This window comes from Streptomyces poriticola, assembly GCF_036689765.1.
Classification (GTDB): domain Bacteria; phylum Actinomycetota; class Actinomycetes; order Streptomycetales; family Streptomycetaceae; genus Streptomyces; species Streptomyces poriticola.
The window spans coordinates 305423-322267 of sequence record NZ_JBAGKH010000002.1 but is presented as its reverse complement, the minus strand read 5'-3'; the positions used below and the strand labels follow the sequence as shown (position 1 = coordinate 322267).

Sequence of the window (16845 nt, the reverse complement as noted above, 5' to 3'; positions counted from 1 at the left end):
GGCACGCTAGTCCACCGCCGGCCCGCCGACCTTTCGGCGCTCACCGAACCGACCGCCGCCTACCGTGCCGTCCATGCCGTCCATGCCGTCCATGCCGTCCATGCCACCTGTGCCACCTGTGCCGTCCATGCCGGCCCCCGCGACCGTGACCGACTTCGCCGCCCTGCATCGCCCCGGGGAGCCCCTGCTGCTCCCCAACGCCTGGGACCACGCCTCAGCGGTCGCCCTCGCCGGGCAGGGGTTCCGGGCCGTCGGGACGACCAGCCTGGCCGTCGCGGCGGGCGCCGGGCTGCCCGACGGGGCGTCGGCGACCCGGGACCGGACGCTGGAGCTCGCACTCACGCTCCGCTCGGGGCCGTTCCTGCTCTCCGTCGACGCCGAGGACGGTTTCAGCGAAGACCCCGGTGAGGTGGCCGAATTCGCCCGGCGGCTCGGTTCGGCCGGGGCCGTCGGCATCAATCTGGAGGACGGGCTGCGGGACGCGGGCCTGCACGCCGCCAAGATCGCCGCCGTGAAGGAGACGGCTCCGGCGCTCTTCGTCAACGCCCGTACCGACACCTGCTGGCTCGGCGACGGAGACCCCCGGGAGACGCTGCGCCGTCTCGACGCCTACCGGGACGCCGGAGCCGACGGCGTCTTCGTGCCCGGGCTCACCGACCCCGGCGCCCTCGCCGCTCTCGTGCGTGACACGGACGTACCGGTCAATGTCCTGTACGCACCCGGCGGTCCCTCGCTCGCCCGGCTCGCCGACCTCGGGGCCGGCCGGGTCAGTCTCGGCTCGCTGCTCTACCGGCGGGCGCTCGGCGCCGCGCTGGAGGCGGCGGCGGACATCCGGGCCGGGCGGGTGCCGGGCGGGAGGACACCGTCGTACGGCGATGTGATGGCGCTCGGGCGGGTCCCGGGCCCGGGCGTCACTCCGTAGGGATCACGTGGGGAGCACGTAGGGGTCACTCTGCAGCGGGCTCTCGGGGCCAGTGCTCCAGCGCCGTGTGCAGCGCGTCCACCGCCATGTCCCAGGAGGCCCGGACATCGCGGGGCGCGCCGAAGGCGCCGGTGGCCTCGAGTGCGCAGAAACCGTGGAACGTGCTGCGCAGCAGGCGCACCGCGTCGGTGAGGCCGGGTTCGGCCAGGCCGTAGGAGCGCAGCACGCCGTAGGTGACCTCGGCGGTGCGCCGAAGCGCCGGGGAGTCGGCCACCAGGGCCGGATCGACGCGGGTCTGCGTCGCCGCGTACCGGCCCGGGTGGCGGAGCGCGTAACTCCGGTATGCAGCTGCGAACGCGATCAGCGCGGGCCTGCCGGTCCGCCCGGCGACCGCCTCGGCGATCTCCTCGACCAGCTCGCCGCCCGCGAACAGGGCCAGCCGGGTGCGCAGCTCCCGCAGGCTCCCGACGTGCGCGTAGAGACTGGCGTCCCGGACGCCGAAGCGGCGGGCCAGGGCCGACAGGGTGACGTTCTCGAAGCCGGACTCGTCGGCGAGCTCGGCGGCGGCCGCGACGAGGCGGTCGGTGGTGAGTCCGGCACGGGGCAAGGGCGTCTCCGGGGGAAGCGGGCCTGTCGGGGCGGTCGGACCGGCAGCCTAGTCGGCGCCCGTGTCCCGACAGAGGTCCGTGCCGGAAGCCACCCGTGCAGGCGTGTAGGGGGGACCCGGCGGGGAAGCGGCACGGGCGGGGGCATACCGTGAGAAGTGGAACGCCTGAGCTCGGGAGGAGACACGGGATGGGCAGCCGCACCGCGCTGGTCGAGGATCTGATGGACCGCTTCCCGCACGTACCGCGGGAAGCGGTCTTCAAGGAGGACCTGCTCCGTGGCGGGGTGGCCTTCGACGCATCCGCCCTCAGCGACACCGCCAACGAGGCAGCGGGCGAGGTCAAGCCGAAGTCGTACTTCATCTTCTCCTTCGACCACGGCACCCTGCCGGAGCTGGGCGAGGCCGCGCTGCGCCGTCCGCCCGAGGAGATCATCCTCACCGGCGGCCCCTACGACCTGCGGCGCACCGTGGTGTCGGTCCGGGTGAACCCGTCGTCGCCGTACCGCGTGGCCGCCGACGACAGCGGCATGCTCGGCCTCTACCTCGACGGCAGGCGGATCGCCGACGTCGGCGTGCCGCCGATGCCCGAGTACTACCGGCACACCCTGTCCAACGGGAAGTCGGTCATGGAGGTCGCCCCGACCATCCAGTGGGGCTACCTGATCTATCTGACCGTCTTCCGGGTCTGCCAGTACTTCGGCGCCAAGGAGGAGTGCCAGTACTGCGACATCAACCACAACTGGCGGCAGCACAAGGCCGCCGGCCGGCCCTACACCGGTGTGAAGGACGTCGAGGAGGTGCTCGAGGCCCTGGAGATCATCGACCGGTACGACACCGCCAAGGCCTCCACCGCCTACACCCTCACCGGTGGCGCGATCACCAAGACCGTCGGCGGGCGGGACGAGGCCGACTTCTACGGCCGCTACGCCAAGGCCATCGAGGAGCGCTTCCCGGGCCGCTGGATCGGCAAGGTGGTCGCCCAGGCACTGCCGCGCGACGACGTGCAGCGCTTCAAGGACTACGGCGTGCAGATCTACCACCCCAACTACGAGGTGTGGGACGAGTACCTGTTCAAGATGTACTGCCCCGGCAAGGAGCGGTACGTCGGCCGGGACGAGTGGCACCGGCGCATCCTCGACTCCGCCGACGTCTTCGGCGCCCGCAACGTCATCCCGAACTTCGTCGCGGGTGTCGAGATGGCCGAGCCGTTCGGTTTCACCTCCGTCGACGAGGCGATCGCCTCCACCACCGAGGGCCTGCGGTTCTTCATGGCGCACGGGATCACGCCCCGGTTCACCACCTGGTGCCCCGAGCCCACCACGCCGCTGGGCAAGGCCAACCCGCAGGGCGCGCCGCTGGAGTACCACATCCGGCTGCTGCAGGCCTACCGGCAGACGATGGAGGAGTTCGGGCTCTCCTCCCCGCCCGGATACGGCCCGCCCGGCGCCGGCCGGGCGGTCTTCTCGGTCAGCTCCTTCATGGACAGCCTGCCCGCGGACGACCCCGTCGAGGTGTGAGCAGCGGTCGGTCGGTCCCGCACGAAGCCGCGTTCCGGTCTCGAGCCGCGTTCCGGTCTCGAGCAAGTGTTCCGGCCTCGATTCGCCCTCCGGCTTCGAGGTGCCTTCCGCCCCTGACGCGTTGAGACGATCCCGCCCGGCCTCCGCGTGACTCTCCGGGGGCCGGGCCCCGGTCTGCCTGTGTCGCTTGTCAGGCGTGCCGACGGCGTGAAAGGCTCGGCGCCTGCCGCGAGGTTCCCCTGCAACTGCGTTGCTTTTGTGATGAGTTGGCCTCGCTCGTGGACGCAGGAGATCCCTTGCCCGACCTGCCGAGCATCCAGGACGCCGCCGAGGCCGCGCTGTACGCCGAGTGCTGGGACGCGGTGCTCTGCTATGCCGAGCTGTGCACCACCGGCTCCGAGGCGGCCACCCGGTTGGCCGAGGAGGCGTTCGGGCGCGGCATGCGTGAGGCGCGCGCCGGAGCCGACCCGGCCGGACGCGCCGGGCGCCGTCCGGCCCGGCTGCCGCGCATCCCGCTGCTGCTCACTGCGGTCCGCACCACGGCCGCCGACTGGGAGGCCGAGGGGCAGGGCGATGTGCTCGCCCCCGAGCTGCGCCGCTGGCTCGGCTCCGACCAGGCCGGCCGCCACACCGGTCCGCCCCCGCGCCGCCCGCTCGCGCTGCGCGGACTGCGCGACATGCCCGCACCGGACGCCGAGCTGCTGTGGCTCGCCGACGTGGAGGCGCTGCCCCTGGCCGTGACGGCCCGCAGGATCGGCCTCGACCCGGCCGCGCTCTCCGGCGAACTGACCGAGGTGCGCGCCCTGTTCCGGGACCGCTGCCGACAGGCCCACCGCGACGCCCAGCTGGACCCGGGGTGCCTCGGCTACGCCCGGCTGCTGGACGCGGTCACCCGGACCGCCGGTGCCGCGCCGCCGGAGGACCTCTCGCACCATCTCGTCGGCTGTGCCGACTGCGCCGAGGCCGCCGCCTGTCTGCGCGGGCCCGAGGAACTGCCCGCGGCCCTCGCCGACGGGGTGCTCGGCTGGGGCGGACCGGCCTATCTGCAGCGCCGCCGCAAGGCCGCGGACGCCCGCCTCGGCGCCGCCGGACATCCCGCCGACGACAGCGTCGTGCGGGCCGAGGAGGGCAGCTGCCGGGCCCGTGCGGTGCGCGGCGGCATACTCGTCACCGCCGCACTGGTGTCCCTGCTGGCGCTCGCCGTCACCCTGATGCCGTTCGGGGACGCCGGTGAGCCGACCAGTGCACCCGTGGACACCGTCGACCGGCGGCCGGTCACCTTGCCGGACCTCTCCCCGGTGCCCACGACGACGGCCCGCCCCTCGTCCGGCACAGCACGCCCGAGCCGCGACCCCGCCCAGGACCACAACGACCGCGAGGACCGGCCGGAGGCGCGGCTCCCCTCGGGCCCGCACGGCAAACCGGACCCGGAGCCCCAGGGCACCGCCTCGGCCACCGGGACCCCGCCGCCCACCGGGACCGGTCCGGGTCCGGGTCCCGGCAGCGGCACGGAGACCGGCGCCGGGCCGCCCGCCTGCCGCGTCGAGTACGACCTGGTGAACCAGTGGCCCGACGGCTTCCAGGCCGCCGTCACCGTCACCACCCGCCACGCCCTGGACTCCTGGAGCGTCGGCTGGCACTTCCCCGACGGCCAGCAGGTCGGCCACATGTGGGACGCGAACCACACCCAGCACGGCACACACGTCACCGCCCACGCCCAGGCATACAACGCCTCCGTCCCGGCCGACGGGCGCTTCGCCTTCGGCTTCGTCGCCTCCTGGGAGGGCAAGAACTCGCTGCCGTACGGCTTCACCCTGAACGGACGTGACTGCGCCCATGGCCCTCACGTCGGCGCCGAGTGAGGTCGCGGGCCGCTTCCGGCCACTTCGGGTACGTGAAGGTGAAGCCCGCCTCGGTCAGGCGGCCGGGGACGACTCGTCGGCTCTTCAGCAGCAGTTCCGTGTCCGAGCGCAACGCGAAGGCACCCACTTCGGCCATACACCGCGTCGCGGGCAGGCCCACCGGTCTACGCCACGCCGTCCGCAGGGCGCGCATGAACGCGCGCTGGGGGAGGGGCTCGGGGGCGGCCAGGTTCACCGGGCCGGTGAGGTCGTCCCGGCCCGCCAGGAACTCGACCGCTCGGACGAAGTCGTGGTCGTGGATCCACGACACGTACTGCCGGCCGCCCGCGACCGGGCCGCCGAGGCCCAGGCGAGTCATCCACGACAGGACGTCGAAGACGCCGCCCCGGTCGGAACTCATCACCATGGCGGAGCGCAGGGCCACCTTGCGGGTGTGGGGCGTGTCCGCCTGTTCCTGTTCCCGCTCCCAGGCCTTGGCGATGTCCACGCTGTAGGACCAGTAGCCGGGGACGGCGGGTTCCGCTCCGCCGATCACGCCGGTGGCCTCGTCGTTGGGCGCGTCGTAGCGGTGGGCGTAGATGGTGGCGGTGCTCATCTGGAGCCACACCCGCGGCGGGTGTGCCGCGGCGCCGATCGCTTCGCCCACGGCTCGGGTGGAGAACACCCGTGAATCCATCATGGCCTGGAGGTTGGCGGGGGTGTAGCGGCAGCTCACGCTGCGGCCGGCCAGGTTGATCACGACGTCGCTGCCGTCGATCTCCTCGGCCCACGGTCCACGGGTCACGCCGTTCCAGTGGACCTCACCCGGCTTCACCGGCCGTCTGGTCAGCACCACGACCTCATGCCCGGCCGCGCTCAGCGCGCGGTTCAGGACGGAGCCCACCTGCCCGGTTCCCCCCGGGGATCACGATCTTCATCCGGCCTTCTCCCTCAGTGTGACGAGAACTCTAACCCGGATTTGAACATGTTCAAATCCGGCTGGCGTTCTTCTGTCTGACAGGTCCGAAAACAGCGGCCACGGCTTGCGTCTACCGGCGAACCGGAATCGCGCCGGTGAGCGGGGTCGTACGACTCGCGGCGTGACGCCGGTTCGCCGACGCCGGGGTCGTGCAGGTGACGCCCCGGACCTAATCGGTGGCGCCGTGCCCTGGAGTGGGGCTAGGGTTCTCTTCGTTCCGAGGCGCGGCTGGGTGTCGTTGCCGAGGCACGCTGGTTGGTTCGTCGAGAAGAAGCAGGAGGTGAGGACATGACTGTCATGGTGACGGGCGCTGCCCGTGTTCAGGAGTTCATCGTTTCCACCCCTGTGGTCTCCGGCTGACACCCACTCGACCTACGCGCGCAGAGCGCGCCGCCGGGGCCACCCTTCGAAGGGTTCCCTTTGTTCAACGCTTCGCTCAACACGTCTCCCACTTCTGACGCTCAGCACGTCCTCGCCGCCTACGGTTGGCATGAGGGCTGGGCAGCGGAGTTCGCCCCGTACGCCGCGCAGGGTCTGGTCCCCGGCCGGGTCGTACGGGTCGACCGCGGTCAGTGTGACGTCGCCACCTCCACCGGCGTCGTCCGGGCCGACACCGAGTTCGTCGTTCCCCGTGACCCGATGAAAGTCGTGTGTACGGGGGACTGGGTCGCCGTCGATCCCGAGGGCGGTGATCCGCGGTACGCGCGCACGATCCTCCCGCGCCGTACGGCCTTCGTGCGGTCGACGTCGTCCAAGCGTTCCGAGGGCCAGGTGCTGGCCGCCAACATCGACCACATCGTCATCTGTGTGTCGCTCGCGGTCGAACTCGACCTGGGGCGGATCGAACGGTTCCTCGCGCTCGCGATGTCCGGTTCGACGGGTGAGGCACTGATGCGTACGTCGCCGGACTCCCGGGAGTCCGGCGCCCAGCCCGTCGTCGTCCTCACCAAGGCCGACCTGGTGCCGGACCCGGTCACCCGGGCGCACCTCGTGCAGGACGTGGAGACCAGTGCCCCCGGCGTGCCCGTGCTCACCGTCAGTGCGACGCAGAGCGACGGGCTGGACGTCCTCGCCGCGACCGTCGCAGGGGGCACCGCGGTGCTGCTCGGGCAGTCCGGCGCCGGCAAGTCCACCCTCGCCAACGCGCTCCTGGGCGCGGACATCATGGACGTACAGACCGTCCGTGACGTCGACGGCAAGGGGCGGCACACCACGACCACCCGCAATCTGCTGGTGATGCCCGGCGGGGGCGTACTCATCGACACGCCCGGACTGCGCGGCGTCGGCCTGTGGGACGCCGGCGCCGGCGTCGGCCAGGTCTTCGCCGAGATCGAGGAACTCGCCGCGGAGTGCCGCTTCCAGGACTGCGCCCACCGGAGCGAACCGGGCTGCGCGGTGCGGGCCGCCGTCGACAGCGGCGACCTGCCCGTGCGGCGGCTGGAGAGCTACCGCAAGCTGATGCGGGAGAACCAGCGCATCGTCGCCAAGAACGACGCCAGGCTGCGCGCCGAGATGCGCAAGGAGTGGAAGCGCCGGGACGCCGAGGGGAGGGCGGGAATGGCGGCGAAGCGCGGACGCCTCCCCTAGGGAGCCGTCGGCGAAGCGCGGACGCCTCCCCTAGGGAGCCGGTTCCTGGGCGCATACGCCCGCCGTGTCCGATTTCCGCCAGCCCCGGACCCGGGGCCGGCGGAGACTGGAACATGTGAAGCGACATGTGAAGGGCCCGGTGACCGGACGGGTGACGGGCGGCGGGATGCCGGCCGAGGACAGCAGGTACGAGGCGGTGCGCAGCCGCGACGCCCGGTTCGACGGGGTGTTCTTCTTCGCCGTCGAGACCACCGGCATCTACTGCCGGCCCAGCTGCCCGGCGGTGCCGCCGCGGCGGCACAACGTGCGGTTCTTCGCGACGGCCGCCGCCGCGCAGGGCGCGGGCTTCCGGGCCTGCCGGCGGTGCCGCCCGGACGCCGTGCCGGGCTCGCCGGACTGGAACGTCCGCGCGGACGTCGTCGGCCGGGCCATGCGGCTGATCGGCGACGGCGTGGTCGACCGGGAGGGCGTCGCCGGGCTCGCCACCCGCCTCGGCTACAGTGCCCGGCAGGTCCAGCGGCAGCTCACCGCCGAGCTGGGGGCCGGTCCGGTGGCACTCGCCCGAGCCCAGCGGGCCCACACCGCACGCGTTCTGCTGCAGACCACGGGTATGCCGGTCACCGAGATCGCGTTCGCCTCAGGATTCGCCAGCGTCCGTCAGTTCAACGACACGATCCGGGCGGTGTACGCGGCCACCCCCAGCGCCCTGCGCGCCACCGCTCCCGGCGGCACCCGCCCCGCCCACCAGGGCACCGGCACATCCGCCGGGATCCCGCTGCGGCTCGCCCACCGGGGCCCGTACCAGGCCGGACCCGTCTTCGACCTGCTCCGGCGGGAGGCCGTCGCCGGCATCGAGGAGGTGACCGGCCCGCCCGGCCGCCGCGTCTACCGGCGCACCCTGCGCCTGCCTTACGGCACCGGCATCGTCGCCGTCGGCGAACGCACCGGCGCCCCGAGGAACCGCACCGGCGGCTGGCTCGACGCCCGGCTGCACCTGACCGACCCCCGCGACCTGACCACCGCCGCGCAGCGGCTGCGCCGGCTGTTCGACCTGGATGCCGACCCCTACGCCGTCGACGCGCGACTCGGCGCCGACCCGCGGCTCGCTCCGCTGGTGACCGCCCGCCCCGGGCTGCGCGCCCCGGGCGCCGCCGACCCGGCCGAACTGGCGGTCCGGGCACTGGCCGGGAGGGCGGAGGCGGAGCGGCTGGTCCAGGCGTACGGCAAGACGCTGGACGCCCCCTGCGGCACCCTCACCCACCTGTTCCCCGAACCCGGCGCGCTGGCCGAGGCCGAACCGCGCAGCACCCCGGGTGCGCTCGCCGCCGCCCTGGCCGACGGCACCGTACGTCTCGACCCCGGCGCGGACCGGGACGACGCCGAGCAGGCGCTGCTCGCCGTGCCCGGCATCGACCTCCGCACCGCCGCCGAGATCCGGGCCCGCGCCCTCGGCGACCCGGACGTCGCCCCGCCCGGCACGGACACCCCCGACAGCTGGCGCCCCTGGCGCACCTACGCCGTCCACCACCTGCGCACCGCCGACGCCGCCCGGGCGCCCGGAGCGGACGGGTCGGCCGGCACTCGCCTGCCGTGAACCGTCGCCCGGGCGGTTCGGCGGGAGCCGCGCATGTAGGTGGGCCACGAAGACCGCCGTGCGGTGCGGTCCCAGGCCGACGGACCTGTGCCACGCTGTATCCCGGGGACGAAGGGGGGCACGTATGGCGGAGGGCGCGGCCGACGGCACGGAGCGGGAAGTCACCAGGAACGATCTGTCGGGTACCGTCTTCGGGCCGGTCGTCCAGGCCGGCACGGTCAAGGGCGGCGTGCACACGCACTTCCACGAGTCGGGGCTGCCGCTGGCATCGGACGTCCACGCGTTCACGCCCGCGGCGAACCCGCCACGGCTCCCGTCCGGTCGCCTGTGGGGGCGCGACGACGATCTGACCGAAGTCGTCCGGCTGCTCGAGGCGCCCACCGACGACGCCTTCGGCGTGGCACTCGTCGGCATGCCCGGCGTGGGCAAGACCGAACTCGCCCTGCACTCCGCCCGCGCGCTGCGAGAGCGGTATCCGATCACCTGGTGGGTCAGTGCGCAGGACGGCACGGCCCTGACCCGGAGCCTCGCGGCCCTGGCCCACCACCTGCTGCCCGGACACCGGCACTGGCGCACACCGGCGGACGCGGCCGCCTGGGCCATGGACTGGCTGCACCACCACGACGGCTGGCTGCTCGTCCTCGACAGCGTCGAGGCGCCCGGCGACGTGGCCGCCGTGCTGGCCCGGATCGATCGCGGGCCGGTGGTCGTGACCACGCGATGGGACGTGGACTGGACGGAGTACGGGCTGGTCGCGAGGACCGTGCAGCCCCTGCCTGCCCCCGTCGGCGCGGCATGGCTCTCCGGACACACGGGCCTGGACGCCGACGACGGGGCCCACCGGCTGGCGGCGGACCTGGGAGGGCTTCCGCTCGCCCTCCAGCAGGCCTCCGCCTACCTGCGCGAACAGGGCCTGTCCTACGAGAGCTACCAGCGGCTGCTCGACGCCGAGCCCGGCGAACTCCTCGACTCGCCGGCATGGACGGACGTGCACCGCCGCAACACGGCGCGAAGCCTTCGCCTGAGTGTCGACGCCGTCGCGGCACTGCGGCCGAGCGCCGTCCGTCTCCTCAAGACCGCCTGCTGCTATGCGCCCGAGACCATCCCGCTCGGCTTGCTGACGCCGGAACCTCGGACGTCGATACGCCAACGCTCCGACATCGAACTCCTGCGGGCCTATTCGCTGATCACGGCGGACCGCGGAAGCGTGAGCGTCCACCAGCTCCTGCGACGGCTGCTCCGGTCGGGCATGACGGCGGAGGGCGGGGAGGCGGCCACGGCCTGCGGACTGCTCAGGGCCGCCCTCCCCGAGGACCCGTTCTCGACGGTCGCCGACTGGCCGCACTGGCTCGGCCTGATCTCGCACACCGAGGCCCTGGACGCCTTCGTCGACTCGATCGGCGGTGTGCCGGGGCAGGTCGGCGGTGTGCCGGGACAAGCGGTCGCCGACCTCGCGGGAGCACTGCACGGAGTGGGGACGTTCATGCTGGCCCAGGGGTGGACCGGCCAGGCGCGTGCGGCTCTGGGGCGGGCCGCCGACCGGCGGACGACGGCACTGGGAGAGGGGCACGCCGACACCCTCGCCTCCCGCCATCGCCTCGGAGAGGCGCTCCGCGCCCTCGGCAGCCTCGAGGAGGCGCTCGACGTCCACTCCGCGACGCTGGACGCCCGGTTGAGGCTGCACGGCGCGGAGCACCGGCTCACCCTCCAGACGCGGGAGGCGATTGCCATCACCTGCAAGGCCATGGGGCGAACCGACGAGGCCATCCTCCAGCACGAGGCCGTCCTGCGCGACCGTGCAGCGGCCCTCGGCGACGATCACACGGACGTGCTGTGGTCGATGCACAACCTCGCACTCACCTACAAGCAGGCAGGCCGGCTCGATGAGGCACTGGATCTGCACCAGCAGGTCCTCGAGCGCCGCACGGAGGTGCTGGGACCGGACCACCCGGACACCTTGCGGTGCCTGCACAACATCGCGAACACGCACCACGATGCGCGGCGCTACGAGGAGGCCATCGCCGCGCAGGAGCAGAGCGTCGCGGACCGCGTGCGTGTCCTGGGGCCGGAGCACCGTGACACTCTCCGGTCCCAGTCCCATCTGGCCGATTCGTATCTCGCTGCGGGCCGGATGGCCGAAGCCGTTGCGCTGCACGAGCGCACGCTCGCCCAGCGGGAGCGGGAACTCGGGCCGGAGGAGCCGGACACCCGCTGGTCGCGTGAGCGACTCGAAGCCGCCCGGGAGCAGCAGCGCGCTGCGCCGGATCCCGACGGTCCCCCCTGAACGGTGCCGGCCCGGCATGCCTCCGCGGTCCCGCGCGGTGACCGCTTTCGGCGCGCGGGGCCGGAAGCGCACCCGCCCCGCGCGGGGCCGCCTCAGCGCCGCTCAGTCCCGCGCCGCAGGAGTTCCGCCCTCGGGGGCGGGGGGCGGCGGAGGCTGTGTGCTGAAGGAGATCCCGGAGAAGTCCCGGCCCTGCAGCACAGGCCCGTACTGGCTGCCCCCGCTGATGCTGTTCCGCACGTCCCCGACTTCCGTGGGGATCAGCCTCGCCCCCTCGTGCCACTGCCGCAGGCGGCTGTCGAAGCCGGGGTCCAGCGAGGCGCGAGCGGCGAGGGCGGCGCTGAGGGCCTGTGCGCGCGCCCGGTCGTCCGGCGCCTGCCCCAGGGCTGTCAACTCCGGTTCCCCGGTACTGACCCGAGGGGCATCTGCATCGGCCTGGCCACGCCGGAACGGCAGCCGTACCAGGGCACTCAGCCCCGCCCACGCCTGCCGGCCCAGCTCGCCGCCTACACCGCCCGCCAAGGCCGCGAGCAGACCTATCGATATCGGATCCATGCCGAGCCACCCTCCGTGAGTGGATGTTCACCAAGAGTGGAACGCCCCGGCGGGCGGCTCGGTTCCCGTCAGGGTCCGGCCTGTCGCTCCCTGAGGTGCAGGAGGCCGCCAGAGCGGGGCGGTGGAGGGTGGAGCGGGACGGAGCGGGATGGAGCAGAGCGGAGCAGAGCGGAACAGAGCGGGATGGAGCGGGATGGAGCGGTCCGGGCGGGCAGCTTCGACGCCTTCGTGGCCGCCCGGTGGTCGGCGCCGCTCCGCTCCGCGTCGCGCGGCCGGCTCACGGGCGCCGATCGGCGAGACCGCGCACCGGCAGCGGTTCGCGCGAGGGCATCCGGACCCGCCGACGGTCGCGGTTGCGGCGCAGGGCGGGCGCCCCGCCGTGGCGGTGGCCGGCCTCGGCCTCGCTCTGCTGCCGAGCGCTCGCCCGGGCCGAGCCGGCCGCACGACAGACGGCCGAGTCCTGTCGGCCTGCCGTCCCCCTCGGATCCCTGCAGCTGTGGGCGTGACTTCCGACGCGGACTCCGGCTAGCCCGCGAACACCGCCCCCAGCCACGCGCCCGCGATCAGCAGACAGGCGAACAGTTCCGTCAGCACGCTGGAGCCGCCCGAGCGCATCGTCGTCCGCAGGGCCGCACGCGCCTCCCCGTGGCGGCCGAGGCGGATCCGTTCGGCCAGGTAGATGCCGCCCATGAAGCCGGGGATCGCGCCGAGGACGGGGATCAGGACGAAGCCGAGGAGCGCGCCCGCACCGGCGTACACCATCAGGCGGCCGTCGGCGCCGCCCGCCTTCAGCCGACGGGGCGGCAGCGCCCAGCGCACCGCCCGGGAGAGCAGCAGGACCGCCGTGGCCGCCACCAGCACCGCCCACGACAGCGGCTGCGGATCCTTCAGCGCCCACCACATCACGGCGGCCCACACCAGCCACGACCCGGGCACGCCGGGCAGCAGCACACCGCACAGCCCGAGCAGCACGACCAGGCCGACCAGCAGGAGGTCCACCACTCCCATCCGCCCAGGGTGCCGGAGCCACTTCGCGCGCGCAGGTCCGCGGCCCCGTCCGGACCGGCTGCCGAGGGCCGCGCCGCACGCACGCGCGCCCGCCAGGCCGATCGTTCGCCCTGCCCGGGGCCGCCGTGCCCGCGCCCGCCGTGTCCGGGCCCGATCGGCGGTCGCCCGCCGTGTCCGTGCCCCGGTGTGTCCGTGCGGCGGCGTGCCGTCGCTTCGGGCAGCGTGCCATCGCTTGCGGCAGCCTGGGCGCGCACAGCGGCCGGCGCCGCGGGCCGGCCGCAGTATGCCCTCGCCGCCCGGCAGTGGCCGGCCGCCCGCGCACCGCCGGGCCTGCGGTGTTCGGCGTGCCCCGGGGCACCGCGTCCCCGGCCACCGCCTGCTGCGAACGGCCTCCGGCCGTGCCCGCCGTGTCCGTGCCCGCCCGGCCGGTCGCCCGGCGTGACCGCGCCCGGCGTGCGCGTGCCCGGCGTGCCCTGGCCCGCGCCCGCTCAGCGCCCGCGGGCCACCCAGCCGCGCTCGTATGCGTGCCAGCCCAGCTGCAGCCGGGTCGTCACACCCGTCAGCTCCATCAGCCGCTTCACCCGGCGCTGCACGGTCCGCAGGCCCAGGTCGAGCTGTTTGGCGACGCTGGCATCGGTCAGACCCGCCAGGAGCAGCGACAGGATCTCCAGGTCGGTGGCGTCGGGGCCGTCCGGGTCCTGCTCGGTGACACCGGATGCGCCGAGCCGCAGCGGCAGCGCGGCCCGCCACACCGACTCGAACAGCGCCGAGAGCAGTTCCAGCAGTCCGCTGGCGTGGACCACCAGCGCGGCGGGCTCCGCCGAGTGTGCGGTGAGCGGCACCAGGGCGAGCGTCCGGTCGGCGACCACCAGCTTGGTCGGCACCCGGTCCACCACCCGTACCTGCTCGTCCCGGTCGAGGGCCGCGGTCAGCTCGGTGATGCCCTGTGGCCGGTCCAGCACGGCGCGCTCCAGCACCGCCCGGTAGCGGACCCCACGCCCGGCCGCCTGCTCCTCGGCGTGGTTCTCCATCCCGGTGACGGCCACCGGGGTGCCGGTGACCAGCGCGCACACCTCGTCGCTGGCGCCGAGCTGCAGCTGCAGAAATCGCTGCGCCACCGCCGCCGCGCCGATCACCACCTCGACCAGGTCGTGCACGGCGGGCTCCGACATCGCCGCGCGGTACTCCTCCGCCAGCAGGGCTGTCGCCAGCTCCGCCTTCTCCAGCTCGTGCCGCTGTTGGGTGAGCAGCGCGCCCAGGGCCACGCCCGGCGGTGCGGCCACCCACCGGCCCGGCCGGGCCGACGACTGGGCCGCCAGGCCGTTCTGCTCCAGCCGGCGCAGCGCGCGCTCGGTGTCCTGTTCGCCGAGTGCCAGCCGCCGGGCGAGGTCGGGCACGTCGGCGGCGCCGACCGACACCAGCGCCCGGTACGCCGACTCCTGCGGCTCCTCCAGCCCCAGCACTCCCAGCATCAGGCGTCGCCCCTCCCGACTTCGCAGCTCTGCGGTGCCTCCGTGGCGGAAAGTGGCGGAAACCGGCCACGGCGCAAACCCGCCTCGGACCATCATCGTCCTGGTTGCGGTCAGTCTGCCAAGGTGACCCTGCCGGGCGGTTCTCCCGTGGGGGGTGGAACCGTCCGGCTTTCGAGTCGCACGTCCATTCGGCGAGTCACCCGACACGCCGCGCTCTGCGCCCCGGGGTGCCGGGATTTTCCGGATGCCCCGTTTTCCCCCGGCCCCCGCCGTGGACAATGACCGGCATGAGCCAGCAGGGGGGAAGGCCCACCGGCCACGAGGACGACTGGTGGGGCGAGTTGTACGATGCCGCCGCCGGCGACACGGGCCCAGCGCCCACCGGCGATTCCGTGGACGACCGGTTCGCCTCCGCATCCCGAGCGACCGCCCCGCGGAGCGGCGCCCCCGGCGACGTACCCGCCCCGGCGGACGCCCCGGGCGAGGGCTCCGGCTCTCCGCCCGCCCGAGCTCCGGACGAACCGCCCGCGTCACCCTCGAGCCGACTGCCCGGCGGACGCACCGAACCACCCGCCCGGACCGGACCTCCGGGGCCCCGTACCCGAGGGCCGTGGCTGCCACGGCCGAGCTCTGACGACCGGACACCGGCCCCGCCCCGCACCGGCCCCCCACCCCCCCGCGCCCCCTGGGAACCGCCGCCTGCCACCTCCACCGGCCCGGTGACCTTCCCACCCGGCCCCGAACCGCCGGGCCGCCCCGGCCAGCCGCTCCGCTCCGCGCCGCCCGATCGATCCGGCTCGTCCGGCCGACCGGGGCCGTCCGACGAGTCCGAGGCGTCTCGTCAGCCCGCGTCGCCCGGTGACTCCGGATCGCCCGGTGAAGGTGCGCTGCCCGGTGACTCCGGATCGCCCGGTGAAGCTGCGTCGCCCGGTCACCCGGCGTCGCTCGGAGATCCTGCGCCGCCTGGTCAGCCTGCGCCGCCTGGTCAGCCTGCGTCGGCCGGGCAACCCGGGCCGCCCGGCCGGTCCGCGCCGCCCGACCCCCGCGCCGGGACAGCGTCGCCGCGTCCCGCCGAGACTCCCGCCCCGACCGTCCCGGGCGCCCGCACACCGCCCGACCGCTTCCCCGCGCCGCCCGCGCAGACCCCCGGCCCCCGGGAGGACCGCCCGCCCGTGTCCGGCGGACCCGGCGGCGGGCCACCCTCGCCGGCACCGGGCGGTGCGCCGGACGCACCACCTCCCCCGCCCACGGCCGCACCGCCCACGGCCCCCGAACGCCGGGCCGGCGGCTCTCCGCGGGCCGGGAGGTCCGGGGCCTTGCCCGGGGAGGGCCGGGGCCCGCGGCCCGGGCCCGCAGACCCGGCCCCCGGCACGGGCGGACCCGACAGCGGCATGCCGCCGCCCGACGCACCCGCCGGGCGGCCCGTCCCTCCCGCGGCGGCCGAGGTGCCCACCGCGCGGGACCACGTGGGGTCCGGGCCGCCGACCTACGACGCCGAGCCCACCGCGCTGCCGCTCGCCGATCCCGACGGGCTCGCGGACCTGGTGGCGGACACCGTGCTGGACGGGGCCCGGTACGGTGCCTGCACACTGCGGGCCGTCTCGGTGCGCGGCGACTCCGCGAGGTACCGCGGCGACCCGCGCCGCGACGCGCTGCTGACCACCCGGTTCGGCGCGGGGGAGCAGGCCCTGGTCCTGGTGGCGACGGCGACCGGCGCCCGCGCCACGGCCGGGGCGCACCGCGCCGCCGCCGAGGTCTGCCGGTGGATCGGCCGGGCCGTGGGCCGCAGCCACGTCCGGCTGGCGGAGGACCTCCGGGCCGGCCGGCGCGGCGACCTGAAATCCGGCCTGCACCGCCTCACCGACCGCAGTCTCGGCAGACTCCGGGCCGCCGCCGCCGAACAGGGCCTGCCCCCGGAGGCGTACTCCGCCACCCTGCGCTGTCTTCTGCTGCCCGCGGACCCCCGGTGCCGTACCCGGGTGTTCTTCGGTGTCGGGGCGGGCGGGCTGACCCGGCTGAGGGACGGCAGCTGGCAGGACATGGAGCCGCATCCTTCCGACACCGTCGGCGAACCGGTCGTCGGCTTCGGGTCACGGCCCGCCGAGCCGCCCGACGGCGACCGGCTCACCATGGACCTCGGTATCCCGACACCCCCGAGCCCGTACGACGACCCGCGGCCCGGGCCGCCCCGGGAACCCTTCCGGTTCCGCGCCTCCGTCGCCCGCCCGGGTGATGTGCTGCTGATGTGCAGCGCGGGCCTGGCCGAGCCGTTGCACGGCGAGGCCGAACTCGCCGCCCACCTGGCCGCACGGTGGTCCGGCGGCACCCCGCCCGGCCTCACGGAGTTTCTGGCCGACTGCCGCACCCGGGTCAAGGGCTACGCCGACGACCGTACGGCCGTGGCCGTGTGGGAGGCGTGACGGCGTCCGTTGTGTCTCCATGGAGACCGAGGGACCGGAACGCGCGGGTCCGCCGGTGACCG

General features: G+C 74.7%; 12 protein-coding genes and 1 pseudogene. 7 read left to right on the top strand and 6 right to left on the bottom strand.

Annotation, left to right across the window (positions count from 1 at the left end; all coding sequences use genetic code 11):
- Positions 1 to 6: 6 nt before the first annotated feature.
- Entirely contained in the window at positions 7 to 129 is a 123-nt protein-coding gene (locus V5O46_RS04095) for a hypothetical protein (protein ID WP_332883006.1), read from the bottom strand.
- On the opposite strand from V5O46_RS04095, the gene V5O46_RS04090 reads away from it, so the two are divergent.
- A complete protein-coding gene (locus tag V5O46_RS04090; protein WP_332883005.1) occupies positions 128 to 922 on the top strand; it encodes an isocitrate lyase/PEP mutase family protein in 795 nt (264 codons plus the stop codon). The genes V5O46_RS04095 and V5O46_RS04090 overlap by 2 nt on opposite strands.
- Before the next feature lie 25 nt (positions 923 to 947).
- On the opposite strand, the gene V5O46_RS04085 is transcribed toward V5O46_RS04090, so the two are convergent.
- On the bottom strand, positions 948 to 1529 hold the full coding sequence (locus V5O46_RS04085; protein ID WP_332883004.1) for a TetR/AcrR family transcriptional regulator: 582 nt from the start codon (positions 1527 to 1529) through the stop codon (positions 948 to 950).
- A 188-nt stretch (positions 1530 to 1717) separates the two neighbouring features.
- Here V5O46_RS04085 and V5O46_RS04080 point away from each other — a divergent pair, with 188 nt between their 5' ends.
- Together V5O46_RS04080 and V5O46_RS04075 are read left to right on the top strand one after the other, a co-directional pair.
- Complete coding sequence (locus V5O46_RS04080) at positions 1718 to 3046, top strand: radical SAM protein (RefSeq protein WP_332883003.1); 1329 nt, start codon at positions 1718 to 1720, stop codon at positions 3044 to 3046.
- Positions 3047 to 3342: 296 nt separating this feature from the next.
- The gene (locus tag V5O46_RS04075) at positions 3343 to 4908 is read left to right on the top strand and encodes a cellulose-binding domain-containing protein (protein ID WP_332883002.1); all 1566 of its coding nucleotides are present in this window, start codon (positions 3343 to 3345) and stop codon (positions 4906 to 4908) included.
- Here the strand turns inward: V5O46_RS04075 and V5O46_RS04070 are convergent.
- A pseudogene (locus V5O46_RS04070) lies at positions 4856 to 5825 on the bottom strand (TIGR01777 family oxidoreductase). The gene V5O46_RS04075 and the pseudogene V5O46_RS04070 overlap by 53 nt on opposite strands.
- A 461-nt stretch (positions 5826 to 6286) precedes the next feature.
- Between V5O46_RS04070 and rsgA the strand changes: the two are divergent.
- The 3 genes from rsgA (at position 6287) to fxsT (ending at position 11331) form a co-directional block, all read left to right on the top strand.
- A complete protein-coding gene (gene rsgA / locus V5O46_RS04065) occupies positions 6287 to 7453 on the top strand; it encodes a ribosome small subunit-dependent GTPase A (protein ID WP_332883000.1) in 1167 nt (388 codons plus the stop codon).
- Between the two features lie 166 nt (positions 7454 to 7619).
- A complete protein-coding gene (locus V5O46_RS04060; RefSeq protein ID WP_332883202.1) occupies positions 7620 to 9047 on the top strand; it encodes a DNA-3-methyladenine glycosylase 2 family protein in 1428 nt (475 codons plus the stop codon).
- 124 nt (positions 9048 to 9171) lie between these two features.
- Complete coding sequence (fxsT, locus tag V5O46_RS04055) at positions 9172 to 11331, top strand: FxSxx-COOH system tetratricopeptide repeat protein (protein WP_332882999.1); 2160 nt, start codon at positions 9172 to 9174, stop codon at positions 11329 to 11331.
- A gap of 102 nt (positions 11332 to 11433) precedes the next feature.
- On the opposite strand, the gene V5O46_RS04050 is transcribed toward fxsT, so the two are convergent.
- The 3 genes from V5O46_RS04050 to V5O46_RS04040 form a co-directional block, all read right to left on the bottom strand.
- The gene (locus tag V5O46_RS04050) at positions 11434 to 11883 is read right to left on the bottom strand and encodes a hypothetical protein (RefSeq protein WP_332882998.1); all 450 of its coding nucleotides are present in this window, start codon (positions 11881 to 11883) and stop codon (positions 11434 to 11436) included.
- A 525-nt stretch (positions 11884 to 12408) separates the two neighbouring features.
- Positions 12409 to 12891: a DUF456 domain-containing protein gene (locus tag V5O46_RS04045; RefSeq protein ID WP_332882997.1), complete on the bottom strand. Its 483-nt coding sequence runs from the start codon at positions 12889 to 12891 to the stop codon at positions 12409 to 12411.
- Between the two features lie 488 nt (positions 12892 to 13379).
- Positions 13380 to 14363 (bottom strand): helix-turn-helix domain-containing protein, encoded by a 984-nt coding sequence (locus V5O46_RS04040; RefSeq protein WP_332882996.1) that lies wholly within the window; start codon positions 14361 to 14363, stop codon positions 13380 to 13382.
- A 545-nt stretch (positions 14364 to 14908) separates the two neighbouring features.
- On the opposite strand from V5O46_RS04040, the gene V5O46_RS04035 reads away from it, so the two are divergent.
- On the top strand, positions 14909 to 16783 hold the full coding sequence (locus V5O46_RS04035; RefSeq protein WP_408648902.1) for a protein phosphatase 2C domain-containing protein: 1875 nt from the start codon (positions 14909 to 14911) through the stop codon (positions 16781 to 16783).
- Positions 16784 to 16845: the final 62 nt, after the last annotated feature.